Below are 26,914 nucleotides of genomic sequence, written 5' to 3'. Positions count from 1 at the left end.
AACGAATTTGTTGCGGTGCAACATAAGCTGAAGGGGTTATGCGCCGCCCGTCTGGTCGAGGAAGCGCCCCAGGAGAGTGTGGGCCGCCGCCGCCGGGATGGTCGTGCCGGCGGTCACCTCCGCTTCGAGTCGCGCCAGATCGGCCCGCACGGCCGGATGGGCGCGGAAGCGGTCGATCAGCGTCTCGCGGATCTCGCTCCACAGCCAGGCACGTGCCTGTTCGGCCCGGCGGGTGGCGCGGGCGCCGTTGGCTTCGGTCAGGGCCTTGTGCTCGCCGATGGTGTCCCACACCGTGTCGATTCCCATCTTCTTCACGGCGGAGCAGCTGAGCACCGGCACCCGCCAGTCGCCATGGCGCAGCAGGGCCAGCGCGTGGCGATAGTCGGCCACCGTGTGGCGGGCGGTGGCGGCGAGGTCGCCGTCGGCCTTGTTGACGACCACGAGGTCGGCCAGCTCGACGATGCCCTTCTTGATGCCCTGCAGTTCATCGCCGCCGGCGGGCAGCAGCAGCAGCATGAACAGGTCGACCATGTCGGCGACCGCGGTTTCCGACTGGCCGACGCCGACCGTCTCCACCACGATCACGTCGAAGCCGGCGGCCTCGCAGATCAGCATCGCCTCGCGCGTGCGGCGCGCCACCCCGCCCAGCGTCGCACCGGCGGGCGAGGGGCGGATGAAGGCGTCGGCTTCGCGCGACAGGTCGACCATGCGGGTCTTGTCGCCCAGGATCGAGCCGCCGGTGCGCTGCGACGACGGATCGACCGCCAGCACCGCGACCTTGTGCCCCAGCCCGATGACATGCAGCCCGAACGCCTCGATGAAGGTCGATTTGCCAACCCCCGGCACGCCAGAGATTCCGAGTCGCACCGAGTTGCCGGTGTAAGGCAGCAGCGCCGCCAGCAGCGCGTCGGCGGTGGCGCGATGGTCGGCGCGCGTCGATTCGATCAGCGTGATCGCCCGCGCCAGCGCCCGCCGGTCGCCCGACCGGACGGCTTCTGCGAGGAGGGCGGCGTCTTGCGGGGTGGTGTCGGTCATAGCATCGGCGTCGGCTGCTGCGAGGGGACGGCTACCCTAACCGCGGAGCGGTCGCGGATAAAGCCTATGCCTCACGCCGATGCCTCAGGTCCGCACCGCCGGCGACTCCACCGCCTCCAGGTTCAGCGCGGCGGCGAGCAGGGCGCGGGTGTACTCCTCGCGCGGCTCCTCGAAGATGCGCTGGGTCGGACCCTGTTCGACCACCTTGCCGTCCTTCATCACCATGACGTGGCTGGACAGCGCCCGAACCACCCGCAGATCGTGGCTGATGAACAGGTAGGCGAGGTTGTGGCGGGCCTGGATGTCGCGCAGCAGATCGACGATCTGCGCCTGCACCGACATGTCCAGCGCCGAGGTCGGCTCGTCCAGCACGACGAATTTCGGCTTCAGAACCAGGGCGCGGGCGATGGCGATGCGCTGGCGCTGGCCGCCGGAGAACTCGTGCGGGTAGCGGTTGCGGGCTTCGGGCGGCAGCCCGACCTCCTCCAGCGCGCGGGCGACCATCGCCTCGCGTTCGCTGCGATCGCCGATGCCGTGGATGCCCAGCCCCTCGCCGATGATCTGGCCGACCGACAGGCGGGGCGACAGGCTGCCATAGGGGTCCTGGAAAACGATCTGCATCTCACGGCGCAAGCCCCGCAGGCGCTTCGGCTGCCACCCCTGGATGTCGGTGCCGTCGAAGCGGATGGCGCCCTCGCTGGCGTGCAGTCGCAGCAGCGCCAGACCGAGCGTGGTCTTGCCCGATCCCGATTCGCCGACGACGCCGACGGTGTGGCCGCGGCGGACCGCCACGTCGACGCCGTCCACCGCCTTCACATGGCCGACGGTACGGCGCAGCAGCCCCTTCTTGATCGGGAAATGCACCTTCAGCTTGTCGGCGGCCATGACCTCCGCCGCATCCTCCGGCGGCGACAGCGGGTTACCGCGCGGTTCGGCCGACAGCAGCTTCTGGGTGTAGGGATGGCGCGGGCGGATGAACAGGTCGTCGACCTTGGCCTGCTCGACGATCTCGCCCTGGTTCATCACGCAGACGCGGTCCGCCATCTTGCGCACCACACCCAGGTCGTGGGTGATCAGCAGCAGCGCCATGCCGAAGCGGCTCTGCAGATCCTTCAGCAGCGCCAGGATCTGCGCCTGGATGGTGACGTCGAGCGCCGTCGTGGGCTCGTCGGCGATCAGCAGGTCGGGTTCGTTGGCCAGCGCCATGGCGATCATCACACGCTGGCGCTGGCCGCCCGACAGTTCGTGCGGGTAGGCGGTCAGCCGCTTTTCCGGATCGGGCAGGCCGACGAGGCGCAGCAGCTCCAGCGTGCGGGCGCGGGCGGCGCCGGTCGACAGGCGCTTGTGCAGGACCAGGGTCTCGTTGATCTGCCGCTCGATGCTGTGCAGCGGGTTCAGCGAGGTCATCGGTTCCTGGAAGATCATGGCGATGCGGTTGCCGCGCACCTGCCGCAGGGTCTTCTCCTCGGCGCCCAGCAGTTCGGTGTCGCGGAAGCGGATCGAGCCGGCGGGGTGATGCGCCATCGGGTAGGGCAGCAGCTGCAGGATCGACAGGGCCGTCACCGACTTGCCGGATCCCGATTCGCCGACGAGCGCCACCGTCTCGCCCTTCTGGATGTCGAAGGACACGCCCTTGACGGCCTGCGTCGCACCGGCACCGGAGCGGAAATCGACGCGCAGGCCCCGCACGGACAGCAGGTCGGGGTTGGGGGGCATGATGGTCATGTCGGGCTCTCGGGCTGTTGGGCCTTCTTCGTTGGCGGGAGGTGCGTGGCGCGTGCCCCCTCCCTAACCCTCCCCCGCTTCGCGGGAGAGGGAACTCCGCCGCATTTCTCCAAAGCTCCTGCCCCCTCTCCCGCGAAGCGGGGGAGGGATGGGGAGGGGGCAATCCAGGCCATCACTCCGCCGCCTCCTTGCGCGCCGCGGTCGCCGCGCTGGCCTCTCCCGGCAGCGCCGTCGACATCTGGGCGATGGTCTTGCGCGGGTCGAAGGCGTCGCGCACCGCCTCGCCGATGAAGATCAGCAGGCTCAGCATGATCGCCAGCACGAAGAAGGCGGTCAGGCCCAGCCAGGGCGCCTGCAGGTTGGCCTTGCCCTGGGCCAGCAGCTCGCCCAGCGACGGCGAGCCGGGGGGCAGGCCGAAGCCGAGGAAGTCCAGCGCCGTCAGCGTGGTGATCGAGCCGTTGAGGATGAAGGGCATGAAGGTCAGCGTCGCCACCATGGCGTTGGGCAGCACATGGCGCACCATGATGGTGACGTCGCCGGCGCCCAGCGCGCGGGCGGCGCGCACGTAATCCAGGTTGCGTGCCCGCAGGAACTCCGCCCGCACCACATGGACGAGCGCGGTCCAGGAGAACAGCAGCAGCAGCCCCAGCAGCCACCAGAAGGTCGGCGTCACCACGCTGGCGAGGATGATCAGCAGGAACAGGGTGGGCAGCCCCTGCCAGATCTCGATGAAGCGCTGGAACAGCAGATCGGTCAGCCCGCCGAAATAGCCCTGGACCGCACCCGCCGCCACACCGACGACCGAGGAGAAGGCGGTCAGCACCAGACCGAACAGCACCGAGATGCGGAAGCCGTAGATCAGCCGCGCCACCACGTCGCGCCCCTGGTCGTCGGTGCCCAGCCAGTTGTCGGCGGACGGCGGGGCGGGGGCGGGGACCGGCAGGTTGTAGTTGATGGTGCGGTAGCTGTAGGGAATCGGCGGCCAGACCATCCAGCCCTTGGCCTGGATCAGGTCGCGGACGTAAGCGTCGCGGTAATCGGTCTCCGTCTCGAACTCCCCGCCGAAGGTGGTCTCCGGATAGGTCTGGAAGACCGGCCAGTAATACTGGTTCTCGTATTCGATCAGCAGCGGCTTGTCGTTGGCGATGAACTCCGCCCCCAGCGAGAGGAAGAACAGCACCAGGAAGATCCAGAAGGACCAGAAACCGCGGCGGTTCGCCTTGAAATTGGCCAGCCGGCGCCGGGTCAGCGGAGTCATCACACCCTCCGCGATTCGAAGTCGATGCGGGGATCGACCATCACATAGGTGATGTCGCCGACCAGATTCATGATCAGCCCCAGCAGCGTGAAGAAATAGAGCGTGCCGAACATCACCGGATAGTCGCGGTTGATCGCCGCCTCGAAGCCCAGCAGCCCCAGCCCGTCCAGCGAGAAGATCACCTCGATCAGCAAAGCGCCGGTGAACAGGATGCCGATGAAGGCGCCGGGGAAGCCTGCGATGACGATCAGCATGGCGTTGCGGAAGACATGTCCGTACAGCACGCGGTTCGACGACAGGCCCTTGGCCCGCGCGGTGGTGACGTACTGCTTGCCGATCTCCTCCATGAAGGAGTTCTTGGTCAGCATGGTCAGCCCGGCGAAGCCGCCGATCACCATGGAGATCACCGGCAGTGCCATGTGCCAGAAATAGTCGATGATCTGTTTGTACCAGGGCAGGTCCGCCCAGTTGTCCGACACCAGCCCGCGCAGGGGGAACCAGTCGAGATAGCGCCCGCCGGCGAACACCACGATCAGCAGCACCGCGAACAGGAAGCTGGGGATGGCGTAGCCGACGATGACCACGCCGGAGGTCCAGACGTCGAAGGGCTGGCCGTCGCGCACCGCCTTGGCGATGCCCAGGGGTATGGAAACCAGATAGACGATCAGCGTCGTCCAGATGCCGAGCGAAATCGACACCGGCATCTTTTCCAGAACCAGATCGACCACCCGGCGGTCGCGGAAGTAGCTGGTCCCGAAATCGAAGACGATGTAGTTCGACATCATGTGGATGAAGCGTTCGTGGATCGGCTTGTCGAAGCCGAATTCCTTCTCCAGCTGCTTGATGAAGGCAGGGTCCAGGCCCTGGGCACCGCGATACTTGCCGCCGCTGTCGCCGGCGGTCTGATTCTGGCGCTGGGCGGTGTTGGCGTCGCCGCCGGCGGTGCCGCCGATGCGGGACGTCGCCTCCACCGCGGTGCCCTGGACGCGGGCGATCATCTGTTCGATCGGGCCGCCGGGGGCGATCTGAACGATCAGGAAATTGATCACCATAATCCCGAACAGGGTGGGGATGATCAGCAACAGGCGGCGGATGATGTAGGCCAGCATCGCGGGTGTCCCGACCCTCCCCAATCCTCAAGGATAAGACAGCTTAAACCAGACCGTTGCGCAGGTCAGACAGTTTAGGGAGCCGTGCGGCGCGCGCTGTTGGCCAGCTTGGCGTTCTTGTCCGCATCGATCCACCAGCTGTCCGTGAAGCCCAGACCGTATTTCGGGGCAACCGCCGGATGGGAGAAACGGTTCCAATAGGCGACGCGGTAGACGGTATCGTGCCAGTGCGGGATGACGTACCAGTTCCACAGCAGCACGCGATCCAGCGCGCGGGTGGCGGTGATCAGCGCGTCGCGGTCCGGGGCGGCGATCAGCGTTTCGACCAGCTTGTCGATGGCCGGGTTCTTGATGCCGATGGCGTTACGGCTTCCCGGCTGGTCGGCGCGCGACGATTCCCAGTAATCGCGCTGCTCGTTGCCGGGCGACAACGACTGTGCGAACCGCTCGATGATCATATCGTAATCGAAATTATCGGTACGGTTCTGGTACTGCGCGCTGTCCACCACGCGGATCTGCGCCTCGATGCCGGCGCGCTCCAGATTGCGGACGAAGGGCTGGACGATGCGCTCCATGTCGGCCTGCACCAGCAGGATCTCGAAGCGGAAGGGCTGGCCCTGCGCGTTGACCAGCTTGCCGTTCTTCAGCTCCCAGCCGGCCTCCTTCAGCAGGCCCAGCGCGGTGCGCAGGTTGCCGCGGATGTTGCCGCTGGCGTCGGTCTTCGGCGGCTCGTAGGGCTTGGTGAACACCTCGTCGGGGATCTGGCCGCGGAAGGGCTCCAGCAGCTTCAGTTCGGCGGGGGAAGGCAGGCCGGTGGAAGCCAGTTCGGTGTTGGCGAAATAGCTCTTGGTGCGCTGATAGAGGCCGTAGGACAGGTTGGCGCGCGTCCATTCATAGTCGAACAGGTAATTCAGGGCCTCGCGCACGCGGCGGTCCTGGAAGATCGGCCGGCGGATGTTGAAGACGAAGGCCTGCATCCCCTGCGGGTCCTCGTGCTTCAGTTCCTCCTTGATGATCTGGCCGTTCTGCACCGCCGGGACATTGTAACCGGTGGTCCAGTTCTTCGACGAATTCTCCAGCCGGAAATCATAGGCGCCGGCCTTGAACGCCTCGAACGCCACGTCGAGGTCGCGGTAATAGTCGTAGCGGATGCGGTCGAAATTGTAGCGGCCGCGGTTGATCGGCAGGTCCTTGGCCCACCAGTCCTTCACCCGCTCATAGGTGATGGCGCGGCCGGGCTGCACGTCGACCACCTTGTAGGGTCCGCTGCCGATCAGCGGCTCCAGCGTCGTGGTGGCGAAGTCGCGGTCGGCGAAGGCATGCTTGGGCAGCACCGGCAGCTGGCCCATGATCACCGGAAGCTCGGGGTTGTTACCATTCCGGAATGAGAATTTGACCGTGCGCTCGGCGGTCTTCTCCGCCTTCGTCACGTCGGCGTAGTAGGTGCGGTAGACCGGATGGCCCTTCTCCCGCAGCGTGTCGAAGCTCCAGATCACGTCGTCGACGGTGACCGGCTTGCCGTCGTGGAAGCGGGCTTCGGGCCGCAGGGTGAAGGCGACCCAACTGCGGTCGTCGGCGACCTGGATGGTTTCGGCCAGCAGGCCGTACTCGGTGATCGCCTCGTCGCCGTTGCTGGTGGTCAGCGTCTCGAACGGTAGGCTGGAACCGGCGGCGGCCTGCCCGCGCAGGATGAAGGGGTTGAGATTGTCGAAGCCGCCGAAGGCCATCAGCTTGACCTCGCCGCCCTTCGGGGCGTCGGGATTGACGTAGTCGAGATGCTGGAAGTCCGGCCCGTATTTCGGCTTGCCGTGCAGGGCGAGGGCGTAACTGCCCTTTTCCTGCGCCGCGACGGGTGCCGTCAGCAGCAGAAGCGCCGCCATTGCCGTCCCCGTCATCGCAGCCGTCACGCCGGTGCCCAGCCACCGCATCCGACAAGTCATGCCCGATCCCCTCCCTCGCTTGTTCTGCAAAAGCCGTTCAGACTGATGGAGTTAGCCCCGCAATGGGGCGTCATCAAGGCTGCGCCGCCTTCCCTGCCGCATCGACCCACCAAGTCGCCGGGAAATTGGTGCTGCGATAATCCTGGTCGTATTTCGGCCAGACCGTCGGGTGCGCCAGCCAGGCCTTGTGGGCGATCCAGCTTTCGGCGTTGTACCACTGCGGCACCATGTAGAAGCCCCACAGCAGAACACGGTCGAGCGCGCGCGTGGCGGCCTGAACGGAGTCCAGATCCTTGGCGGCCAGCGCCTTTTCGATCAGCGCGTCGGCCACCGGGTCATGGATGCCGGAATAGTTCGCCGATCCCTTGATGCCGGCGGCGGCGGAGCCGAAATAGCCGCGCAGTTCGGTGCCCGGCGGGGTGAAGAAGCTGAGATTGACGACGATGGCGTCGAAATCGAACTCGTCCAGCCGCGCCTGATACTGGGCGGTGTCGACGATGCGCAAGGATGCGTCGATGCCGACCCGGCGCAGGGTTTCGATGTAGGGCTGGGTGACGCGGGTCAGCGCGCCGGTGCCGTCGAGGAACTCGATCGTCATCGCCTCGCCGGTCTTCACATTGGTCAGCTTGCCGTTGCGGGTCTCCCAGCCGGCCTCCTTGAACAGGCGCGTCGCCTCGCGCACCTGGGCGCGGTTGTTGCCGCTGCCGTCGGTGGTGGGCAGGGTGAAGGGCTGGGTCAGCAGCCGTTCTGACAGCTGCGCCTTGAAGGGCTCCAGCAGCGCCAGCTCCGCCGGGCCGGGCGGACCCTTGGCCCCGAAGTCGGAATTGGGGAAGTTGCTGAGTGTGCGGCTGTACTGGCCGTACAGGATGTTCTTGCGGATCCAGTCGAAATCGAACAGCAGGGCCAAGGCCTCGCGCACCCGCGGGTCGGCGAACTTGTCGCGGCGGGTGTTCAGGCGGTAACCCTGGGCGCCCAGAGGCAGTTCGCTAGGCACCTCCAGCTTCAGGACGCGGCCGTCGCGCGCGGCGGGGAAATCATAGCCGGTGGTCCAGCGTTGCGCCCTGTATTCGCCGCGGAAGTCGTAGGCGCCGGCCTTGAACGCCTCGAACATCACGTCGTCGTCGCGGTAGAAGTCGTCCTTCACCGTGTCGAAATTGTAGAAGCCGCGGGCGGTCGGCAGATCCTTCGCCCACCAGTCGGCCACGCGCTCGTAGGTGATGGAGCGGCCGGGATCGACCGTTTTGATCCGGTAAGGACCGCTGCCCAGCACCGGCTCCAGCGTCGTCTTGGAGATGTCGCGCCCCTGCGCCGTCCACCAATGCTTGGGCTGCGGCGCGAAGGTGACGGCGAAGTCGATGATCGGCTTGATCTCCCCCGTGCCGGTCAGGGTGATCTTGAAGCGGCGCTCGTCCAGCGCCTCCACCTTGGCGGTGTGGTCGAGGAAGGACTTGATGAAGGGGGCGCCGTGGGCCTGGATCGCATCCCAGGTGAAGACGACATCGGCGCTGGTGATCGGCGTGCCGTCATGCCAGCGGGCGCCCTGGCGCAGCGTGAAGACCGCCCAGCCGTAATCGTCGGGCACCTCCACGCTTTCCGCCATATGGGCGTAGGCGGCGTCCAACTCCCAGCCGGAACCGACCATCAGCGTGTCGGAGATCAGCCCCAGCGTCCGCGGCCGCACCCCGCGCAGGATCAGCGTGTTCAGGCTGTCGTAGGTTCCCGGCTGCGATTCGGCCAACCCGACCGACCCGCCCTTGGGTGCGTCAGGGTTGACGTGGGGGAAATGGGTGAAGCCCGGCTTGAACTGCGGCTCCCCGAACTGCTTCAGCGCGGTGACGGTCTTTGTCGCTGCCTGTGCCGATGTGAAGGCGGCCGACGTGAAGGCGGCCGGCGCAGCGAGGGTCAGGATCGTGGCGGCAACGGCGAGAAGGCGGCGCATCGGCAATCCTGTGTCGGGAGCGGGCGTTCTGGTTAGATTGCCACGTCCGCTCCCCGGTCAAGCGCTATTCCGTCTCAAGCTCCGCCGTTTCGCGCAGCCCGCCAATGGTCGGCCATGCGGTCCATCAACTGGCGATAGCGGCGGTCGGTCCGCATCAGCTTGCGCACCGACTTCCCGTTGCGCGGGTTGGCCAGCATCCAGGCTTCCGCCGCCGCCTGATGTTCGGGGTGGATGGACAGCAGGTAGATGGCGGCCTGTTCCGGAGCCGTAATGGTCGTCTCCTTCAGCCTTTCCAGGATCGCCCCGACATAGAGCGGCAGGACCTTGCGGAAATCCTCCGGGCCGCCGTCGGCCTCCGCGGCTTCCACCGGTGTGGCGCCGTCGCTCATCAGGGCCTGCCGTTCGGCCGCGGGCAGGGCGAAGAAGGCGTCGAGACCCAGCAGCAGGTCGCAGACGGTCTTCTTGCGCACCAGCCAGTTCGACCCACCCGACACCCGCGCCGCCAGACCTTCCAGGAATGGCCGCAGCTTTTCTGGCGACGTTTCGAATACGGAACGGGCGGGCGGGGCGATGGTGGTCATTTCGGTTTCCGAATGGACGTTTAACGGCGAGGGATCAGCCAGCCAGAACCTTCATGGCGTCCCGGTGGGTTTGCGGGTCGCCTGCGGCGATCACCCGGCCGCTGGAGCTAGCGTCGAGCGGCTTGCCCTCCCAATCCGTCATCAGCCCACCGGCCCCGGTCACCACCGGCACCAGCGCCGCGAAGTCGTAGAGCTTCAGCCCCGATTCGACGACGAGGTCGTAATAGCCGGACGCCAGCAGGCCGTAGGTGTAGCAGTCGCCGCCATAAGACGCGGTCTTCACCTTGGCCGCGATGCGGCGGTAAGCCTCGTAATCGTTGCCCGGGAACAGGTCGGGGGAGGTGGTGCCGAAGATGGCGGCGCTCAGACCGCCGGGGCAGGGGCGCACGCGCACCGGTTGACCGTTGTGGGTGGTCGGCCGGCCTTCGACGCCGATCCAGCGGTCGCCGACGATGGGCTGGTCGATGATGCCCATCACCGGACGGCCACGGTGCAGCAGCGCGATCAGCGTGCCGAAGATCGGCCGGCCGGTGATGAAGGACTTGGTGCCGTCGATGGGGTCGATCACCCACACCCATTCGGCGTCCAGGTTCTTGGTGCCGTGCTCCTCGCCATAGATGCCGTCATCCGGGCGCTGGCTTTCGATGATGGTGCGGATGACATGCTCCGCCTCGCGGTCGGCGATGGTGACCGGCGAGGCGTCTGCCTTGTCGTCGATGGCGACGGGGGTGCGGAAATAGCGGCGGACCACGCTGCCGCTGGAGTCGGCCAACCGCTGGGCGAGCGCCACCATCGGGGCGGGGCAGGGTTCGGTCATGGTCGCTCCTTGAAGCTGCTGTCGATATGAGTGCCGCATCCTAACGGCGTGGGCCCGCCCCGGAAACCCGAAAGCGCCCCGCCCACGCTGCCGGGGGCGGAACCGCCGCCGAACGACCGGTCTGCGGGCAACCGGACTGGGGGCAACCGGTCTGCGGGCAACTGGCCTTAAGGCGGGGCTTTCCGCCCGTCACGGCTTGTGGCAGCCTCCATCGGCCATGACGAACCGACCCAACATCTACGCCGCCACGCCGATCGACCGCGCCTCCCTCCGCCGCAAGGACGAGGATTGGCTGACGGAGGCGTGGCTCGCCCCCGCATCCCGCGTTCTGCCGGTCTGGCACAGCAAGAGCTTCGTCGCCGGCCCGGCCGATGCGCCGCGCGCCGTGCTGCTGCCCGCCGAGGGGCTGGATGCGGTGCCGATCTTCCTCGGCCTGATGGAGGATGGCGCTCCGCTCTTCACCGTCGACCTGTCGATGGTGGAGGAACCGGACGCCTTGCCCGCCCTGCGGGGACACGGCCGCTTCGAGGATCTGCGCGCCGCCGGCCCGCTGATGCCGGAGGGGGAGGCGGCGCTCTGCGCCTATGCCCGCGGCATGGTCTGGTGGAACGCCCGCCACCGCTTCTGCGGCGTCTGCGGCTCTCCGGCGGCGTCGGCGGAGGGCGGGCATGTGCGGATCTGCACCAACCCCGATTGCGCCACCCACCATTTCCCGCGCACCGACCCGGCGGTGATCATGCTGGTCCATGACGGCCGCGACCGGATCGTGCTGGGCCGCCAGAGCCGCTTCCCGCCGGGCATGCACTCGGTGTTGGCCGGCTTCGTCGAGCCGGGCGAAAGCCTGGAGGACACCGTCGCCCGCGAGGTGTTCGAGGAGGTCGGGCTGACCGTGACCAACATCCGCTACCGCTCGTCGCAGCCTTGGCCCTTCCCGTCGTCGTTGATGCTGGGCTTCACCGCGCGGGCCACCAGCTTCGACATCGACACTGGCAACGACGAGTTGGAAAGCGCCCGCTGGTTCGACCGCGAGTTCCTGCGCACCCACACGCCGGACGAGACCTTCCGCCTCGCCCGCCCCGACTCGATCGCCCACCGCCTGATCCGGGAATGGATGGCGGAGGGGTAAGGGATCAGTGGATGAACAGCTTCACGAAGATGCCGATCTGAAAGGCAAGAACGAAGCCGAGCATCCACTTCATGAGATTCATGTCGGATTTCAGCGCCCCGACATCGTCGTCCCGTTTGCTGAGAGCGGCGGCAGCTTTCACGGCTTTGGCCTCCGGCACATCGATGGACCGGAACGCCTCATAGACTTCGCTCTGCAGCGTGGTCATGAGGCGCCGCTCCGGTCCCTTGCCATCAGAACAGAATATAAGATGATCGGTGCCGTCCGTCCGTTCAACGGTCGAATGGTCGCGGTTCCATCATCCGCCGGGGAACTGACCCCTCAATGCCGCCGCTGCGGCCCCACCGCGCGCACCGGCGACGTGCGGCGGTCGAAGGGGTTGGGGTGGCGGGTGCAGGTGTCGTTGTAGAGCGCCATCAGCGATGCCGCTTCTGCCGCATGGCGGCGGTCGGCGCTGCACAGGTTGTCCCACACCATCTGGCGGACGGCCGCGTCGCCCCAGGGCTCGTGCAGCAGGGAGGCGCCCTTTTCCAGGGCGGTCATGAAGGGGAGATGTTCGTGGGCGGCGATCTGTGCCACCTCGTCCGCCTCCAGGTTCGCAAGGCCCAAACAATCGTCCATCGTGAGCATGGCAACCTCCATCCGTGGCGCCATGGCCGTCGGCGGGGTTTCACCCGTCAGCCGCCGTGGTGTTTTGTTGTATTTGTAAGCATATGAAGCCGGTGCTTGCCGGTCTTCATTGTATAACAACTTCCGCTAATCTTGCCCAGAACCCGCCCTGCGCGGCCATGGCTAAGTCGCGTCACTGCGGCGGAATGACGCGCAACTTGGCCGCGGGTACGAAAAGACTTGCGGCGTTGCGGGAGAGCGCCAGCGGGAGGAGGTCAATCCTCGCCGACGCGCTGGCTTTCCTGGTAGCGGAAGGGATTGGCCGGGTAGACGCCGAGGATCTTCACCTCGCGGGCGAAGAAGTCCAGCTCCTCCAGGGCGAGGCGCAGGGGACGCTCGTCCGGGTGCCCCTCGACGTCGGCGTAGAACTGGGTCTGGGTGAAGTGGCCGCCGACCATGTAGCTTTCCAGCTTGGTCATGTTGATGCCGTTGGTGGCGAAGCCGCCCATCGCCTTGTACAGCGCGGCCGGCACGCTGCGGACGCGGAAGACGAAGGTGGTGATCGTCTTGCAGGACCCCAGTGCCGGCAGCTTCGGCTCGCGCGCCAGAATCAGGAAGCGGGTGGTGTTGTGGGTGGCGTCCTCGATCCCGCTCTTCAGGATGTCCAGGCCATAGATCTCCGCGGCCAGCGAGGACGCGATGGCGGCATGGCGCGGGTCGTTCATCGCGGCGATCTCCCGCGCCGCGCCTGCCGTGTCCGCATGGTTGATCGCCTGCAGGCCCAGGCTGCGGATGGCGGTCTGGCACTGGGACAGCGCCTGGATGTGGCTGCGCACCGTCTCGATGCTGTCCAGCGTGGCGCCCTTCGGCGCCAGCAGCTGGTGGTTCACCCGCTGGAAATGCTCGCCGATGATGTGCAGGCCGCCTTCCGGCAGCAGATAGTGGTTGTCGGCGACGCGGCCGGCGATGGAGTTCTCCACCGGAATCATCGCCAGCGATGCCCGCCCCTCGCGCACCGCGGCGAAGGCGTCCTCGAAGGTGGCGCAGGGCATGGTCGTCATGGTCGGCCGCGCGTTGCGGCAAGCCAGGTCGGAATAGGCGCCGGGGAAGCCCTGGAAGGCGATGATGTTGGACGTGGGCATGGACGGAGTTCCCCCGGCGGATCTTGAAGGCGTCAGCCGCTCTTGCGGGCGGATGGCATCGGGTTTCAGCCGCCCTTGCGGGCGGACAGGAGAGCACAGGCGCGCTCCAGGTCGGCGGGAGTATCGACACCCAGCGGAACCGCGTCAACGACCGCCGCGTCGATCCGCATGCCGTCGGCCAGGGCGCGCAACTGCTCCAGCCGCTCGCGCTGCTCCAGCACCGAGGGCGGCAGCGACACGAATCGCTCCAGCGCCGCCCGGCGGTAGGCGTAGAGGCCGATGTGGTGGTAGAGCGGCCCGTCGCCGGTCGGCGCGGTGGCGCGGGTGAAATAGAGCGCGCGGCCCTGCCGGGATCCAGCCGGCAGCTCCAGCACCGCCTTGACCACGTTGGGGTCGGTCCGTTCCTCCTCCCGCGTGATCTCCACGACCAGGGTGGCGATGTCGACCGCGGGGTCGGCCAGCGGCGCGAAGACGGCGCGCACGCTCTCCGGCTCGATGGTCGGAAGGTCGCCCTGCACGTTGACCACCGCGTCGTGCCGCCCCTCCGGGTCGATCAGCCGCAGCGCCTCGAAGATGCGGTCGGAGCCCGAGGGATGGTCGGGGCGCGTCAGCACCGCGGTGCCGCCGGCGGCCTCTACCGCGCGGGCGATCTCGGCTTCCGCGCAGGCGACCACCACCGGGCCGATCGCCGCCTCCATCGCGCGGCGCAGCACATGGACGATCATCGGCGCGCCCAGGATGTCGGCCAGAGGCTTGCCCGGCAGCCGGGTGGAGGCCATGCGCGCCGGAATCACCACGATTGGGTTGGCGGGGCGGGTGGGGCTGGAGGCGGTCGGCATGGCGCGGAAGCTCCGGAGCAAAGTGTATCGGGTCCGCCAGGGCGGGCCGGAGGGGGGTGGTCGCGGGTGAAACATGGACGCCTGTGCGGCGTCAAGTGCCGGTATGACCCGAAAGGGTGACGTTTTGCGATGCAGCGTACTGCGCAAGTAAATTAAGTGGTTGGTGACTGCGACAAATTTGTATGCGACCTTTTTTCGCGGTCCGCCGGGCTATGACAAGCTTCGGACCGCAGGCTATGGTGACCGCGGCGCGTTCAGCCGCGGGCGGGAGAAACGCCGAGTGCACTGAAATTAGGGAAAAAAGGGGCTCATCAATGAGCATGGAGTGGAACAAGATTTTCGGCGCCGTGCTGCTGGCCGGGCTGATCGCGATGCTGGCCGGATTCGCCTCCAAGGTGCTGGTTCATTCGAAGCCGCTGGAAAAGAGTGTCTACGTCGTCGCGACCCCCGAGGGGGCAGCGCCCGCCGCCGACAAGGGTGCCGCTCCTGCCGGCCCGGCGCCGATCGCCCCTCTGCTCGCCGCCGCAAGCCCGGAGAACGGCCAGAAGGTCGCCAAGGCCTGCGCCGCCTGCCACAGCTTCGACAAGGGCGGCGCGAACAAGGTCGGCCCGAACCTGTACGGCATCCTTGGCGGTCCGAAGGGCCACATTCAGGGCTTCAGCTATTCCGACGCCCTGGTGAAGACCGGCGGCAGCTGGACCTATGACGAGCTGAACAAGTTCCTCTACGACCCGAAGGGCTATGCCCCCGGGACCAAGATGACCTTCGCCGGCCTGAAGAAGGACGACGACCGCGCCGCCGTCATCGCCTATCTGCGCTCGCTGGCCGACAGCCCGCAGCCGCTGCCGCAGTAAGGAAAAGGTACACGAAAAAGGCCCCGCTCTCGCAAGAGGGCGGGGCCTTTTGTTCGACCGGTGCCGGAGGGCCGTTCCGCCTATCGGCGCAGGCCGCAGGCGATCTCCAGATAGTCGGGGTCGTTCTCCGGGGTCAGCCAGCCGTGGCGGATCAGGAAGTCGGTCACCACGAGGTTGACGTTGAACTTCCAGTCGCCGGTACCGCGCACCGACTCCGCCACCTTGTCCAGCGGCCAGAGTTCGAAGACCTCCACCTCGCCGTCGGTGTTGACCGGGGTGAGGCCGGGCGGAAGCTCCAGGTCGTAGACGAACAGGCGGTCGCGCTTCAGCCCGGCCGGAGTCTCCATCGTGTAGCTGATGGCGCCGACCGGCACGGCGCGCCGCGCGGTCTCCGCATCGAGCCCGGCCTCTTCCGCCGCCTCCTTCTCCAGATTCTCGGCCAGCGTCAGGCCGATCGGCTGACCGCCGGCGATCAGGTTGTCGAGCTGGCCCGGCGCCACCTCGCGGTCGCGGGCGCGCCGGCCGACCCACAGCAGCAGCCCGCCGGATTCGTCGCGCACATAGCCGTTGATGTGCAGGCCGAAGGCTTCGATGCCGAAGGCGCCGACGGCGGCGCGATCGAGACGGGCCAGCGGCTCTGCCCCCCAGCGCGGCAGGACCGGGTAATACTCCCCGCGCAGTGCCTTCACCGTTCCCTGTTCGACCAGATAGGCGGCGGCATGGTCGAGCAGGGTCGAGCGCGCCTCGAAGTCGCGGATCTCGGGGGCGATGCTCAGCCGGTCGGGGGTGACGACGAAGCCGGGATCGACGCCGGGCAGCGCCTCGGCCAGGGCATGCCGCACCCAGCCTACGGTATGGCCGTCCAGCTCGAAGGGGCGGAAGCCGGACAGATCGTGCGCGTTGCACGCGCGGATGTGATCGAGGAAGCTCATGGTGTCCATCTAAATGGGGCTGGGGTGGTGGTGCAACCGCTCATCCTGGGCACTCCGCTCCAGGGCACCCCGCTCCAGGGCGTTCCGGGCCGAACAATTCGGGCATCTTGCGCCGCTCTGGTTGCCATCGTACACAGGTTCAGAGACGAAATGACTGCCGGCGCCGGCCGCCGGGCGGTCGCGCAGCGAAAGGGCGGGGCGTGGTGGCGGACCGATCGGCTGAGGGCGCGGCTGCGCAGGAGACGGAGACGCCCTTCGGCGCCCTGTCCGTCCTGGTGGTCGAGGACGAATCCTTCACCCGCATGGTGCTGGCGAAGATGCTCGGCACCCTGGGCGTCCAGGCGGTGCATCAGGCCGCCGATGGCGAATCGGCGCTGGCCGCCGTCGCCGCCCATGCCCCCGATCTGGTGCTGTGCGATGTGGAGATGCAGCCGATGGACGGCTTCGGCTTCGTCCGCGCGCTGCGCGCCAGCCCCGAGTCCCGCAGCCGTTCCCTGCCGGTCGTCTTCATGAGCGGCCGCGTCGACGACGACCGCGAAGCGGCGGCCCGCGCCAGCGGTGCCGCGCTGGTCCTGGCCAAGCCGGTCACCCCGGCCAGCCTGCGCGTCGCGCTGTCCGATGGGATGAGAGCGGCGCTGCCGGTCTGACGGTTGCCCGCCTGAGGGTTATTGTCCGAAAGTCCGCTTTACGACCTGCGATTGCCCGCTTCGGCGGCAGTCCGCGACCGGCGCCGCCCATGCCCAAAAAATTCCCATTCTGTGGCATGCCTGCCAAGTGCTTGAAACAGTTCGGCAATCGAACGGTAACCTTCCACCGCGCCCAATGGGTGCCCCATCATCACCCAATTTCCGCCTTGTTGATGGGGACGATTGGGACGCAACATGATCTCTAAGAGGTGTTGCGGTGCCCCGGTCCTGCGATGAGGCCGACCGCAATTCCCCTTACTGGATTTTGTTAAGGTTTGGAGCTCAGCATCGACGGTAAGTCCCTGCGCCGTGCTTGGTCGAGGCGGCGCGCTTTCCTGAGGAGGCCGATGGCGTGATCAAGAGCGCCCGATCGAACCGCAGCGGGTCGAATCTCGAAGGGCTACTCTCCCCGACTGGATGGGCAACGACGATTGCCGCCGGTTTCACGCCGTCTCTCTCCGATACTGTCTTTTTTCTTGCGCCGAACCTTCCGCATGCGCGGCCGATACGCGCGCAGATTGAACGGGTGCGCTCGCCGCACCAACACTGGCCGTGGGACCTAGGTCCTATGGCAGAGGCCGGCTCCACAGCGGGCTTTCCGGCTATGGAGCCTGAGTGCCTGGAAAGCTCTAGGTGGAGCATTACATTCAAAAATGACTCGTTCGGGGGTTGCCGCGTCGCAGGACGGACGGCTCCCGGCCTTCACAGGACCGTTCCTTACATCAGACCGCTGGCTTCTACCGCTGAGCGGGGAGGCTGTGGACCCGACGAGGTCCGCGTCTTCCCTGGAGTGCCCCTTGGATCGCGGCATGCGCCGCGGCCTGCCGCCGCAGCCACCGGCGGCGCCCCGGCGCATCGGACCAGATAAGACGGAGCGACGAATGTTCCCGGCCGACGAACTGTTCACGCGCTACACGCAGAATTACGAGACCCGCCGCGAAACCGAGATGTCCCTGATGGACTATCTCCAGCTGTGCCGCGACGACCCCATGTCCTACGCCTCGGCCTCCGAACGGATCCTGGCCGCCATCGGCGAACCGGAGGTGGTCGACACCGCCCGCGACCCGCGCCTGGGCCGCATCTTCATGAACCGGACCATCAAGGTCTATCCCGCCTTCTCCGAGTTCTACGGCATGGAGGAGACGATCGAACGGATCGTCGGCTTCTTCCGGCACGCGGCGCAGGGGCTGGAGGAGCGCAAGCAGATCCTCTACCTGCTGGGCCCGGTCGGCGGCGGCAAATCCTCTCTCGCCGAGCGGCTGAAGTCGCTGGTGGAGAAGTGCCCGATCTATGTCCTGAAGGCCGGCAAGGAGATCAGCCCGATCTTCGAAAGCCCGCTCGGCCTGTTCAACCCGGACGAGATCGGCGACGAGCTGGAGGAACGCTTCGGCATCCCGAAGCGCCGCCTGACCGGGCTGATGAGCCCGTGGGCGGTCAAGCGCCTCGACGAATTCGGCGGCGACATCAACCGTTTCAAGGTGGTGAAGCTGCATCCCAGCAAGCTGCGCCAGATCGGCGTGACCAAGACCGAGCCGGGCGACGAGAACAACCAGGACATCTCGTCCCTGGTCGGCAAGGTCGACATCCGCAAGCTGGAGATCTACAGCCAGAACGATCCCGACGCCTACAGCTTCTCCGGCGGCCTGAACCGGGCGACCCAGGGCATGCTGGAATTCGTCGAGATGTTCAAGGCGCCGATCAAGATGCTGCACCCCCTGCTGACCGCGACGCAGGAGGGCAACTATGTCGGGTCCGAGAACATCGGCGCCATCCCCTTCCAGGGCGTGATCCTGGCCCACTCCAACGAGGCAGAGTGGCAGACCTTCAAGAACAACAAGAACAACGAAGCCTTCATCGACCGCATCTGCGTGATCAAGGTTCCCTACTGCCTGCGGGTGGCGGAGGAACAGAAGATCTACGAGAAGCTGGTCAACGGCTCCGATCTGGCGACGGCGCCTTGCGCTCCGGCGACGCTGGAGATGCTGGCCCGCTTCTCGGTGCTGTCGCGCCTGCGCGAGCATCCGAACAGCAGCGTCTACAGCAAGATGCGGGTCTATGACGGCGAAAGCGTCAAGGAGACCGATCCCAAGGCCAAGTCGATGCAGGAGTACAAGGACCAGGGCGGCGTCGACGAGGGCATGGGCGGCATCTCCACCCGCTTCGCCTTCAAGGTGCTCGCCTCGACCTTCAACTACGACTCGACGGAGATCTCGGCCGATCCGGTGCATCTGATGTATGTGCTGGAACAGGCGATCCGGCGCGAACAGTTCCCGGAGGAGACGGAGAAGAAATACGTCGAGTTCATCAAGGCCGAACTTGCCCCGCGCTATGCCGAGTTCATCGGCAACGAAATCCAGAAGGCCTATCTGGAATCCTACTCCGACTACGGCCAGAACCTGTTCGACCGCTATGTCGATTATGCCGATGCCTGGATCGAGGATCAGGACTTCAAGGATCCCGACACCGGGCAGCTGATGAACCGCGAGCTGCTGAACCAGGAACTGACCAAGATCGAGAAGCCGGCGGGCATCGCCAACCCGAAGGACTTCCGCAACGAGGTGGTCAAGTTCGCCCTTCGGGCGAGGGCGGCGAATGCGGGGCGCAACCCGTCCTGGACCTCCTACGAGAAGATCCGCGAGGTCATCGAGAAGCGGATGTTCAGCCAGGTCGAGGATCTGCTGCCGGTGATCAGCTTCGGCTCGAAGAAGGACGGCGAGACCGAGAAGAAGCACACCGAGTTCGTCACCCGCATGATGACGCGCGGCTACACCGAGCGGCAGGTCCGCCGGCTGGTCGAGTGGTACATGCGGGTCAAGCAGGCGGGCTGAGTTCGGTAGACTGCTTCAGCAGGCTGCGGGGGCGCGTAATTGCCGCGGGGCGGGGTGTTGCAACGCCCCGCGGCAACCCCACTGTCATAGAATGCTGTCAGAGTTCGAAGGCCGCGTGACGAAACGGGTGGGAGGGCCATCCCCTTGATGAACATCATCGACCGTCGCCTGAACCCGCAGGGCAAGAGCCTGGCCAACCGCCAGCGGTTCCTGCGCCGTGCCAAGGAACAGGTGGTCAAGGCGGTCCGCGACGCCTCCGGCAAACGGGGCATCCAGGATATCGAGAACGGCGAGAAGGTGACGATCGCCGCCGGCGGGGTGCGCGAACCCTCCTTCCACCGCGCCTCCCAGGGCGGGGTGCGCGACTATGTCGTGCCCGGCAACAAGGAATATGTGGAAGGCGACACCATCCAGCGCCCGGACGGCGGCGGTGGCGGCCGCGGCAGCGAGGGCAGCGCCGACGGGGAGGGCGAGGACGAGTTCCGCTTCGTCCTGTCGCGCGACGAGTTCCTGGACATCTTCCTGGAGGATCTGGAGCTTCCCGATCTGGTGAAGCAGAAGGTCAAGCAATCGGAATCGCACTCGCTGACGCGGGCCGGCTATTCGGTGTCGGGATCGCCCGCCAACCTGAACCTTGTCCGCACCATGCGGAACAGCCTGTCGCGCCGCATCGCGTTGAAGCGCCCCAAGCGCGACGAGATCCGCGAGCTTGAGGAGATGCTGCGCGAGGCCGAGGAGGCCGGCGAGGACGCCGAGCAGATCCAGGCGCTGCGCGAACAGCTGGAACACATCGTCCTGCGGTCCCGCCGCATCCCCTTCATCGACCCGATCGACGTCCGCTACAACCGCTTCGAATCGGTGCCGAAGCCGATCGCCCAGGCGGTGATGTTCTGTCTGATGGACGTGTCGGGCTCGATGACCGAGCACATGAAGGATCTGGCCAAGCGCTTCTTCATGCTGCTGTACCTGTTCCTGCGTCGGCGCTACCGCTCGGTCGACATCGTCTTCATCCGCCACACCCACGAGGCCAAGGAGGTGGACGAGGAAACCTTCTTCTACTCCACCGAGACCGGCGGCACCGTGGTGTCGACCGCGCTGGAGGAGATGCAGAAGGTGGTGCAGGAGCGCTACCCGGACAGCGAATGGAACATCTACGCCGCCCAGGCGTCGGACGGCGACAACATGTCGTCGGACAACGCCAAGTCGGCGACCCTGCTGCGCGACGTCATCCTGCCGATGTGCCAGTATTTCGCCTACATCGAGGTGGCGGCGGAACACAACATGGGCCTGTCGGCATTGGGCCGCGAGACCGAACTGTGGCGCACCTACAAGCAGGTGCAGAGCCCGGAACGCCCGCTGGCGATGCGCCGCGTCCGCTCCCGCCGGGAGATCTTCCCGGTCTTCCGCGAGCTGTTCGCCCGCGAGAAGGCAGGGGCGTAAGGGGTCATAAGGAAATCACCGCCACCATCCCGTATAGGGGGCAGGGGGGCGGCAGGGGGAGATCGAGAATGACCGCTGTGATCACCAGACCCGAGGCGCTGCTGTATGACGGCGTCGAGTGGGATTACGACAAGATCAAGCGCGTCTACGACGCCATCGAGCATATCGCGCTGAAGGAGATGGGCCTCGACGTCTATCCCAACCAGATCGAGGTCATCACCGCCGAGCAGATGCTCGACGCCTATTCGTCCATCGGCATGCCGCTGATGTACAAGCACTGGTCCTTCGGCAAGCATTTCGCCCGCGACGAAATGATGTACCGCAAGGGCTATCGCGGTCTGGCCTATGAGATCGTCATCAACTCCAGCCCCTGCATCAGCTACATCATGGAAGAGAACACCATGACGATGCAGACGCTGGTGATCGCCCACGCCGCCTTCGGCCACAACCATTTCTTCAAGAACAACCAGCTGTTCCAGCAATGGACCGATGCTCAGGGCATCCTGGACTATCTGGAATTCGCCAAGACCTACATCACCCATTGCGAGGAACGCTACGGCCATGCCGCGGTGGAGCGGGTGCTGGACGCCGCCCATGCGCTGATGAGCCAGGGCGTCCACAAATACCCGAAGAAGCGCTCCGACCTGCGGACCGAGCAGCGGCGCGAGCGCGAGCGGCAGGAATATCAGGACCAGACCTTCAACGATCTGTGGCGCACGGTGCCGAAGCCGACCGCCGGCCAGCGCCCCGCCAAGTCGGTGTCGGAGCGCAAGAAGCTGCTGGGATTGCCGGAAGAGAACATCCTCTATTTCCTGGAAAAGAAGGCGCCGCGGCTGGAGCATTGGCAGCGCGAGATCCTGCGCATCGTCCGCCACATCTCCCAGTATTTCTATCCGCAGAAACAGACCAAGGTGATGAACGAGGGCTGCGCCACCTACGTCCATTACCAGATCATGAGTCGACTGCACGAGACCGGCCAGATCAGCGAAGGCGCCTTCCTGGAGTTCCTGCACTCGCACACGTCCGTCGTGTTCCAGCCGGAATTCGACGACAAGCGCTTCTCCGGCCTGAACCCCTATGCGCTGGGCTTTGCGATGATGCAGGACATCGCCCGCATCGCCGAGAAGCCGACCGACGAGGACCGCCAGTGGTTCCCCGACCTCGCCGGGCGCGGCGACGGTATGGCGGCGGTGCGCGAGGCCTGGGCCAACTTCCGCGACGAGAGCTTCGTCCTGCAGTATCTCAGCCCGCACCTGATGCGGAAGCTGAAGCTGTTCAGCGTGCGTGACGACGCCGAAGACCCCTATCTGCTGGTCGATCACATCCACAACGAACGCGGCTACCGCGACATCCGCAAGAAGCTGGCCCGCCAGTACGACCTGGGCTATCTGGAGCCGGACATCCAGATCGTCGACGTCGACCTTGCCGGCGACCGCAAGCTGATCCTGCAACACCGTGTCACCAATGGCGTGCTGCTGGACGAGAGCGACGCCAAGGCGGTGCTGCGCCACATCGCCAATCTCTGGGGCTACGAGGTGCAGCTGATCGAGGTGTCGGCCATCTCCGAGGCGATCCTGAAGGAACACGCCGTCACCGCGCCGAGCGGAGTCGGGGTGGTGTAACCGGAGACATGACGGACGGCGGTCATCGTTCCGGTTCCGGTTTGATGCCCGCCTCCTTCATCGCGTGCGTCAGGTCCAGCACGACGGTGCTGATGTCCGGGAAGGACAGCGCCACCGCCCGGCGGTCGGGGTCGAGCCGCACCACATGGGCGATCTGGCGGCCGCCGATGGGGTGGCTTGCTTTGTCTGTACCGGCCACTTCCGGTATGTCCGGGCAATGCAGCTCCAGCCGCAGCTTGTCGCCTACGGCGTGGGCGAAGTCCTCCGGCGGCAGATCGACCAGCAGGCCGCGCGTCGACCAGTTGATCGTCCGGCAGCGCCGGCCCTCCGCCTCCACCACCAGGACCGGGTCCATGTAGCGGATGGAGCGGCGGCGTTCGATGCCGTTCGGCGGTTTGGCGCCGACGTCGTGCTGGTCCAGCTTGCGTTTGGCCGCCTGCTTGGTGCGCTCGTCCACCCCGTCCTTGCTGGTCATCAGCGTGGCCTGCACGCGCCGCTCGACGCCGTGGCGGAACTCGTCGTCGGCGCCGAAGCGCAGGGCCTTGGCGAAATGGTCCTTGGCCCGGGTCAGCAGTGCGTTGCGCCCCTTCTCGTCGCCGCGATGGCCGCAGCGTTCGGCCTGGACCAGCAGCGAATCGACGCTGCGCTGATAGGCGCCGCGCTGGATGGCGCGGGCCAGTTCGCGGAACTCGGCGGCGCGCAGGCTGGGAAATTCGCGAGTTTTCAGCAGCCCGGCCAGCCCTTCGGCAAGCGCGTCGACACGGGCGGGGTCGCCGGCTTCCGCCTCCCGGCGCAGGGTCCGGATCGACTCCTCCGCCTTGCGGAGCAGTTGGTCTTCCAATTTACGGCGCTGGTCGGCGTCCATCACGGGCATGGCCCGGCCCTCCACAGGGGCTGTCGCACAAGGATAGCTCAGGTGACCGGCAGGCAACAGCTGCCAGTTGTGGTTAACGGCCCACTTGCGGAGCGCCCCAGTGGGAGCGGACCGGATTTCCTTTTGCCGCGAAACAGCCTTCTTATCGGTGACGACAAGCAGGACAAGCGGGCGGGAGCGGGCGATGGGCAAGGACGACAGCAACGCGGCGAAAACCGATATGGACCTGGCGCTGCTGAGGGCCGCCCTGACCGGCCTGCTGGAGGAGGAGAGCCCGAGGGCTGCCCCTGCCGGCACCGCACTGGTCTCCATCCTCCGCGGGCGCGGCGGCGATGCGGAGCCTCTGCGCACGCTGGTGCTGCGGCGGCGCGCGGTGCGTGGCGAGAAGGAAGGCGATGGGAAGGGAGGCGGCGATCCGGCGGAGCGGCGTGCCCTGGTCTACAGCCTGACCAAGACCATCCTGGCCGCCGCTGTGCTGCGGCTGGCCGCGCGCGGCACCGTCGACCTGGACGGGCCGGCGGAGCGCTGGCTGCCCGAGCTGGCGGGCCGGCCGGGGGCGGTCACCGTCGCCCAGATTCTGATGCACCGGGCCGGGTTGCCCGATTATGGCGGGCGGGCCGACTATCACGCCGCCGTCGCCGCCGGCGGCGAGCCGTGGAGCGGCGACGAATTCCTGGCCCACTGCGGTGTGATCGGAGGAACTGATGGTCCGCCGGTCGGCAGCTTCGCCTATTCCAACATCGGCTACCTGCTGGTCGGCCGGCTGCTGGAGCGGGCGGGCGGCCTCCCATTGGCGGAGATGCTGGCGCGCGAGGTCTTCGCCCCGCTCGGCCTGTCCAGCGCGGCGCTGCTGCGCGACCGGTCCGACCTGAGTGGACTGTTCTTCGGGCCAAGCCCGACCTTCGGCGGCCGGCCGGTGGCGGCGGCCTATCATCCCGGCTGGGTGGCGCATGGGGTGGTGGCGATGACGGTGTCCGATGCCTGCCGCCTCGTCCATGGCCTGAGCGAGGACTATCTGCCGGGTGCGCTGCTGCGGCGGATGCGCGATGCCCTGCCGGTCGGCGGACCGATGGCCGGCCGGCCCTGGGTGGAACCGTCCTATGGCCTGGGCCTGATGATGGAGCTGGACCCGGCGGCCGGACCTTACTGGGGCCACACCGGCGGCGGTCCGGGGGTGACTCCGGTCGCCTACCACTCGCCGGGGCCGATTCCGGTTTCCGTTGCCGTCTTCCTGGACGGCGAGGATGGGAACCTCGCCGAATGGATGGCGGTGGAGGTGCTGCACCGTCTGCGAAACGGGCGTTAGGCGGGCGTCCGCATCCCTCTGTTCATCTCCCGCTGGTTCCCCCCGCTTGTTCGGACTTTGCGCGTAACCATCTCCTCTCCAGGGGACAATCCTCCACTCTGCAGCGTAGGCTTCGGGGTGTGGCGGAGCCGGGGGAAACCGGTATCCGGAAACGAATATTGGGGAGGAATCGCGCATGGGAGAAGCCGCCCGCACACTGCCCGACCATCCATGGCTGGCTTCCTACCCGCCGACGGTGGACTGGGCGATGCCGATCCCGGTCCGGCCGCTGACGGAGCTGCTGGACGGTGCCGTGGCCCGCCATGGCGCCAAGTCCTGCCTGAACTTCCTGGGCAAACGCACCAGCTATCGCGAGCTGGGGCAGCTGGTCGACCGCGCCGCCCGCGGCTTCCAGGCGATCGGGGTGGGGAAGGGCACGCGGGTCGGGCTGTTCCTGCCCAACACGCCCTATTACGTCATCGCCTTCTTCGGCATCCTGAAGGCCGGCGGCACGGTGGTGAACTTCAACCCGCTCTATGCCGAACGCGAACTGGTCCACCAGATCGGCGACAGCGACATCGACCTGATAGTCACGCTGGACCTGAAGCTGCTGTACGACAAGATGGCGCGGATGCTGGCCGAGACCGGGCTGAAGCGGCTGGTGATCTGCCGCATGGCCGATATCCTGCCCTTCCCGAAGAACTGGCTGTTCCCCATCGCCAAGAAGGCGGAGATCGCGGCGGTCCCGCGCGACGACCGCCACATCCCCTTCGCCCGGCTGATCGCCAACGATGGCCGGCCGGTGCCGGTCGCCATCGACGCGCGCGAGGACGTGGCAGTCCTGCAATACACCGGCGGCACCACCGGCGTGCCGAAGGGCGCGATGCTGACCCACGCCAACCTCTATGCCAACACCATCCAGTGCGCGACCTGGTACGCGGCGAAGGAGCGCAAGCCCGGCGAGGGCGAGGAGGACGGGCAGGAACGCATGCTGGGCGTGCTGCCGCTGTTCCATGTCTTCGCCATGACCGCGGTGATGAATTTCGGCCTGCATCTGGGGGCGGAGATCGTCCTGCTTCCACGCTTCGAGCTGGAGCAGGTGATGCGCACCCTGCAGAAGGAGCGGATCACCCTGTTCCCCGCCGTCCCCACCATCTACACGGCGATCAACCACCACAAGCACCTGAAGGACTTCGACCTGTCCTCCATCCGCTTCTGCATGTCGGGCGGGGCGCCGCTGCCGCTGGAGGTGAAGGAGGCGTTCGAGCGCACCACCGGCTGCACGCTGGTCGAGGGCTACGGCCTGTCGGAAAGTTCCCCCGTCGCCACGGTGAACCCGGCGGTGCTGCACAGCGACAAGAAGGGCTCCATCGGCCTGCCGCTGCCCGGCACCATCGTGGAGATCGTCAGCCTGGAGGAGCCGCGCCGCGTGCTGCCGCCCGGCGAGAAGGGCGAGGTCTGCATCCGCGGGCCGCAGGTGATGAAGGGCTATTGGCGCCGGCCGGACGAGACGGCGCAGACGCTGGTCGACGGCCGGCTGCACACCGGCGATGTCGGGGTGATGGACGAGGACGGCTACACCACCATCGTCGACCGCATCAAGGACATGATCCTGTGCAGCGGCTTCAACGTCTATCCGCGCAATGTGGAGGAGGCGATCTACCTGCACCCCGCCGTCGCCGAATGCGTGGTGGCCGGCATGCCGGACGAGTATCGCGGCCAGACGGTGAAGGCCTATGTCCGGCTGGACGAGGGGCAGAGCCTGACCGCCGAGGAGCTGCACGCCTTCCTGAAGGACAAGCTGTCGCCCATCGAGATGCCGAAGGTCGTGGAATTCCGCCGGGAGCTGCCCAAGACGATGATCGGAAAACTGTCCCGCAAGGCCCTGCTGGACGAGGAGCAGAGCAAGCGTGACGCCGCCGCGGCGACTGGCGGTTCCGCATGAGCGGCGCCGGGCGAAAGGCGGTGCGCGTCCGCGTCCAGGGCAAGGTGCAGGGCGTGTGGTATCGCGGCTGGACCGTCGATACCGCGGGCAGGCTGGGTCTGACCGGCTGGGTCCGCAACCGCAGCGACGGCACGGTGGAGGCGCTGTTCGCCGGCCCCGCCGACGCCGTCGACCGCATGCTGGAGTCCTGCCGCCGCGGCCCGCCCTCGGCCATCGTCCGCGACGTGGTATCCGAACCGGAGCAGGACCCCGGCATGGCCGGCTTCGAACAGCGGCCGACGGCGTGAGGTCCGCATTAGCGTTCCGCTAACCATGACGGCGGCATGCT

The 26,914-nt window shown here is 66.8% G+C and carries 23 protein-coding genes; 9 read left to right on the top strand and 14 right to left on the bottom strand.

The window, feature by feature from the left end:
• Positions 1–36 precede the first annotated feature (36 nt).
• The 8 genes from meaB to hisN all read right to left on the bottom strand — a co-directional run bounded on the left by meaB (position 37) and on the right by hisN (position 10,404).
• Complete coding sequence (gene meaB / locus FZ983_RS28875; RefSeq protein ID WP_149227919.1) at positions 37–1,035, bottom strand: methylmalonyl Co-A mutase-associated GTPase MeaB; 999 nt, start codon at positions 1,033–1,035, stop codon at positions 37–39.
• An 84-nt stretch (positions 1,036–1,119) separates the two neighbouring features.
• Positions 1,120–2,760 (bottom strand): ABC transporter ATP-binding protein, encoded by a 1,641-nt coding sequence (locus FZ983_RS28870; RefSeq protein ID WP_149227917.1) that lies wholly within the window; start codon positions 2,758–2,760, stop codon positions 1,120–1,122.
• A 172-nt stretch (positions 2,761–2,932) separates the two neighbouring features.
• Positions 2,933–4,018 carry an ABC transporter permease gene (locus FZ983_RS28865; protein ID WP_149227915.1) on the bottom strand — a complete coding sequence of 362 codons (1,086 nt, stop codon included), beginning with the start codon at positions 4,016–4,018 and terminating at the stop codon, positions 2,933–2,935.
• Complete coding sequence (locus tag FZ983_RS28860) at positions 4,018–5,127, bottom strand: microcin C ABC transporter permease YejB (RefSeq protein WP_149227913.1); 1,110 nt, start codon at positions 5,125–5,127, stop codon at positions 4,018–4,020. Before FZ983_RS28860 ends, FZ983_RS28865 begins: the two co-directional genes overlap by 1 nt.
• A gap of 74 nt (positions 5,128–5,201) precedes the next feature.
• Positions 5,202–7,067 carry an extracellular solute-binding protein gene (locus FZ983_RS28855; RefSeq protein WP_149227911.1) on the bottom strand — a complete coding sequence of 622 codons (1,866 nt, stop codon included), beginning with the start codon at positions 7,065–7,067 and terminating at the stop codon, positions 5,202–5,204.
• Positions 7,068–7,140: 73 nt separating this feature from the next.
• Positions 7,141–9,006 (bottom strand): extracellular solute-binding protein, encoded by a 1,866-nt coding sequence (locus FZ983_RS28850; protein ID WP_149227909.1) that lies wholly within the window; start codon positions 9,004–9,006, stop codon positions 7,141–7,143.
• Positions 9,007–9,080: 74 nt separating this feature from the next.
• Positions 9,081–9,587 (bottom strand): hypothetical protein, encoded by a 507-nt coding sequence (locus FZ983_RS28845; RefSeq protein ID WP_149227907.1) that lies wholly within the window; start codon positions 9,585–9,587, stop codon positions 9,081–9,083.
• A gap of 34 nt (positions 9,588–9,621) precedes the next feature.
• Positions 9,622–10,404: a histidinol-phosphatase gene (hisN, locus tag FZ983_RS28840; protein WP_149227905.1), complete on the bottom strand. Its 783-nt coding sequence runs from the start codon at positions 10,402–10,404 to the stop codon at positions 9,622–9,624.
• Positions 10,405–10,621: 217 nt separating this feature from the next.
• Here hisN and nudC point away from each other — a divergent pair, with 217 nt between their 5' ends.
• A complete protein-coding gene (nudC, locus tag FZ983_RS28835) occupies positions 10,622–11,530 on the top strand; it encodes an NAD(+) diphosphatase (protein ID WP_149227903.1) in 909 nt (302 codons plus the stop codon).
• Positions 11,531–11,534: 4 nt separating this feature from the next.
• On the opposite strand, the gene FZ983_RS28830 is transcribed toward nudC, so the two are convergent.
• The 4 genes from FZ983_RS28830 to FZ983_RS28815 all read right to left on the bottom strand — a co-directional run bounded on the left by FZ983_RS28830 (position 11,535) and on the right by FZ983_RS28815 (position 14,120).
• Entirely contained in the window at positions 11,535–11,738 is a 204-nt protein-coding gene (locus tag FZ983_RS28830; protein ID WP_149227901.1) for an integrase, read from the bottom strand.
• Between the two features lie 113 nt (positions 11,739–11,851).
• The gene (locus FZ983_RS28825; RefSeq protein WP_149227899.1) at positions 11,852–12,160 is read right to left on the bottom strand and encodes a hypothetical protein; all 309 of its coding nucleotides are present in this window, start codon (positions 12,158–12,160) and stop codon (positions 11,852–11,854) included.
• 254 nt (positions 12,161–12,414) lie between these two features.
• Positions 12,415–13,281, bottom strand: a complete 867-nt coding sequence (locus FZ983_RS28820; protein ID WP_149227897.1) for a prephenate dehydratase — start codon at positions 13,279–13,281, stop codon at positions 12,415–12,417.
• A 65-nt stretch (positions 13,282–13,346) separates the two neighbouring features.
• The gene (locus tag FZ983_RS28815) at positions 13,347–14,120 is read right to left on the bottom strand and encodes a 3-deoxy-manno-octulosonate cytidylyltransferase (RefSeq protein ID WP_149227895.1); all 774 of its coding nucleotides are present in this window, start codon (positions 14,118–14,120) and stop codon (positions 13,347–13,349) included.
• A 314-nt stretch (positions 14,121–14,434) separates the two neighbouring features.
• On the opposite strand from FZ983_RS28815, the gene FZ983_RS28810 reads away from it, so the two are divergent.
• A complete protein-coding gene (locus tag FZ983_RS28810; RefSeq protein ID WP_149227892.1) occupies positions 14,435–14,974 on the top strand; it encodes a cytochrome c family protein in 540 nt (179 codons plus the stop codon).
• Between the two features lie 80 nt (positions 14,975–15,054).
• Here the strand turns inward: FZ983_RS28810 and FZ983_RS28805 are convergent, their stop codons facing one another.
• A complete protein-coding gene (locus FZ983_RS28805) occupies positions 15,055–15,906 on the bottom strand; it encodes a DUF4743 domain-containing protein (protein ID WP_149227890.1) in 852 nt (283 codons plus the stop codon).
• 203 nt (positions 15,907–16,109) lie between these two features.
• On the opposite strand from FZ983_RS28805, the gene FZ983_RS28800 reads away from it, so the two are divergent.
• The 4 genes from FZ983_RS28800 to FZ983_RS28785 all read left to right on the top strand — a co-directional run bounded on the left by FZ983_RS28800 (position 16,110) and on the right by FZ983_RS28785 (position 22,482).
• Positions 16,110–16,553 carry a response regulator gene (locus FZ983_RS28800; protein WP_247884023.1) on the top strand — a complete coding sequence of 148 codons (444 nt, stop codon included), beginning with the start codon at positions 16,110–16,112 and terminating at the stop codon, positions 16,551–16,553.
• A gap of 920 nt (positions 16,554–17,473) precedes the next feature.
• Positions 17,474–19,420: a PrkA family serine protein kinase gene (locus FZ983_RS28795; RefSeq protein WP_149227886.1), complete on the top strand. Its 1,947-nt coding sequence runs from the start codon at positions 17,474–17,476 to the stop codon at positions 19,418–19,420.
• A gap of 147 nt (positions 19,421–19,567) precedes the next feature.
• A complete protein-coding gene (locus tag FZ983_RS28790; protein WP_149228036.1) occupies positions 19,568–20,860 on the top strand; it encodes a YeaH/YhbH family protein in 1,293 nt (430 codons plus the stop codon).
• 68 nt (positions 20,861–20,928) lie between these two features.
• Positions 20,929–22,482, top strand: a complete 1,554-nt coding sequence (locus FZ983_RS28785) for a SpoVR family protein (protein ID WP_149227884.1) — start codon at positions 20,929–20,931, stop codon at positions 22,480–22,482.
• Positions 22,483–22,504: 22 nt separating this feature from the next.
• Here FZ983_RS28785 and FZ983_RS28780 read toward each other — a convergent pair whose 3' ends face one another.
• A complete protein-coding gene (locus FZ983_RS28780; RefSeq protein ID WP_149227882.1) occupies positions 22,505–23,356 on the bottom strand; it encodes a hypothetical protein in 852 nt (283 codons plus the stop codon).
• Positions 23,357–23,540: 184 nt separating this feature from the next.
• On the opposite strand from FZ983_RS28780, the gene FZ983_RS28775 reads away from it, so the two are divergent.
• The 3 genes from FZ983_RS28775 to FZ983_RS28765 all read left to right on the top strand — a co-directional run bounded on the left by FZ983_RS28775 (position 23,541) and on the right by FZ983_RS28765 (position 26,873).
• A complete protein-coding gene (locus FZ983_RS28775; RefSeq protein WP_149227880.1) occupies positions 23,541–24,662 on the top strand; it encodes a serine hydrolase domain-containing protein in 1,122 nt (373 codons plus the stop codon).
• Positions 24,663–24,837: 175 nt separating this feature from the next.
• Positions 24,838–26,586 carry a long-chain fatty acid--CoA ligase gene (locus FZ983_RS28770; protein ID WP_149227878.1) on the top strand — a complete coding sequence of 583 codons (1,749 nt, stop codon included), beginning with the start codon at positions 24,838–24,840 and terminating at the stop codon, positions 26,584–26,586.
• Complete coding sequence (locus FZ983_RS28765; RefSeq protein WP_149227876.1) at positions 26,583–26,873, top strand: acylphosphatase; 291 nt, start codon at positions 26,583–26,585, stop codon at positions 26,871–26,873. The genes FZ983_RS28770 and FZ983_RS28765 overlap by 4 nt, the downstream gene beginning before the upstream one ends.
• The last annotated feature ends 41 nt before the right edge of the window (positions 26,874–26,914 follow it).

Source organism: Azospirillum sp. B21 (assembly GCF_008364825.1).
Lineage (GTDB): Bacteria > Pseudomonadota > Alphaproteobacteria > Azospirillales > Azospirillaceae > Azospirillum.
This window is presented reverse-complemented; position numbering and strand designations above follow the sequence as displayed.

Coding starts and splice junctions, on each gene's coding strand:
- FZ983_RS28790 (WP_149228036.1), top strand. CDS start 19,568: ATGAACATCATCGACCGTCGCCTGAACCCGCAGGGCAAGAGCCTGGCC.
- FZ983_RS28785 (WP_149227884.1), top strand. CDS start 20,929: ATGACCGCTGTGATCACCAGACCCGAGGCGCTGCTGTATGACGGCGTC.
- nudC (WP_149227903.1), top strand. CDS start 10,622: ATGACGAACCGACCCAACATCTACGCCGCCACGCCGATCGACCGCGCC.
- FZ983_RS28830 (WP_149227901.1), bottom strand. CDS start 11,738: ATGACCACGCTGCAGAGCGAAGTCTATGAGGCGTTCCGGTCCATCGAT.
- FZ983_RS28815 (WP_149227895.1), bottom strand. CDS start 14,120: ATGCCGACCGCCTCCAGCCCCACCCGCCCCGCCAACCCAATCGTGGTG.
- FZ983_RS28825 (WP_149227899.1), bottom strand. CDS start 12,160: ATGCTCACGATGGACGATTGTTTGGGCCTTGCGAACCTGGAGGCGGAC.
- FZ983_RS28870 (WP_149227917.1), bottom strand. CDS start 2,760: ATGACCATCATGCCCCCCAACCCCGACCTGCTGTCCGTGCGGGGCCTG.
- meaB (WP_149227919.1), bottom strand. CDS start 1,035: ATGACCGACACCACCCCGCAAGACGCCGCCCTCCTCGCAGAAGCCGTC.
- FZ983_RS28765 (WP_149227876.1), top strand. CDS start 26,583: ATGAGCGGCGCCGGGCGAAAGGCGGTGCGCGTCCGCGTCCAGGGCAAG.
- FZ983_RS28780 (WP_149227882.1), bottom strand. CDS start 23,356: ATGCCCGTGATGGACGCCGACCAGCGCCGTAAATTGGAAGACCAACTG.
- FZ983_RS28855 (WP_149227911.1), bottom strand. CDS start 7,067: ATGACTTGTCGGATGCGGTGGCTGGGCACCGGCGTGACGGCTGCGATG.
- FZ983_RS28775 (WP_149227880.1), top strand. CDS start 23,541: ATGGGCAAGGACGACAGCAACGCGGCGAAAACCGATATGGACCTGGCG.
- FZ983_RS28845 (WP_149227907.1), bottom strand. CDS start 9,587: ATGACCACCATCGCCCCGCCCGCCCGTTCCGTATTCGAAACGTCGCCA.
- FZ983_RS28820 (WP_149227897.1), bottom strand. CDS start 13,281: ATGCCCACGTCCAACATCATCGCCTTCCAGGGCTTCCCCGGCGCCTAT.
- FZ983_RS28850 (WP_149227909.1), bottom strand. CDS start 9,006: ATGCGCCGCCTTCTCGCCGTTGCCGCCACGATCCTGACCCTCGCTGCG.
- FZ983_RS28795 (WP_149227886.1), top strand. CDS start 17,474: ATGTTCCCGGCCGACGAACTGTTCACGCGCTACACGCAGAATTACGAG.
- FZ983_RS28810 (WP_149227892.1), top strand. CDS start 14,435: ATGAGCATGGAGTGGAACAAGATTTTCGGCGCCGTGCTGCTGGCCGGG.
- FZ983_RS28865 (WP_149227915.1), bottom strand. CDS start 4,018: ATGACTCCGCTGACCCGGCGCCGGCTGGCCAATTTCAAGGCGAACCGC.
- FZ983_RS28805 (WP_149227890.1), bottom strand. CDS start 15,906: ATGAGCTTCCTCGATCACATCCGCGCGTGCAACGCGCACGATCTGTCC.
- hisN (WP_149227905.1), bottom strand. CDS start 10,404: ATGACCGAACCCTGCCCCGCCCCGATGGTGGCGCTCGCCCAGCGGTTG.
- FZ983_RS28770 (WP_149227878.1), top strand. CDS start 24,838: ATGGGAGAAGCCGCCCGCACACTGCCCGACCATCCATGGCTGGCTTCC.
- FZ983_RS28860 (WP_149227913.1), bottom strand. CDS start 5,127: ATGCTGGCCTACATCATCCGCCGCCTGTTGCTGATCATCCCCACCCTG.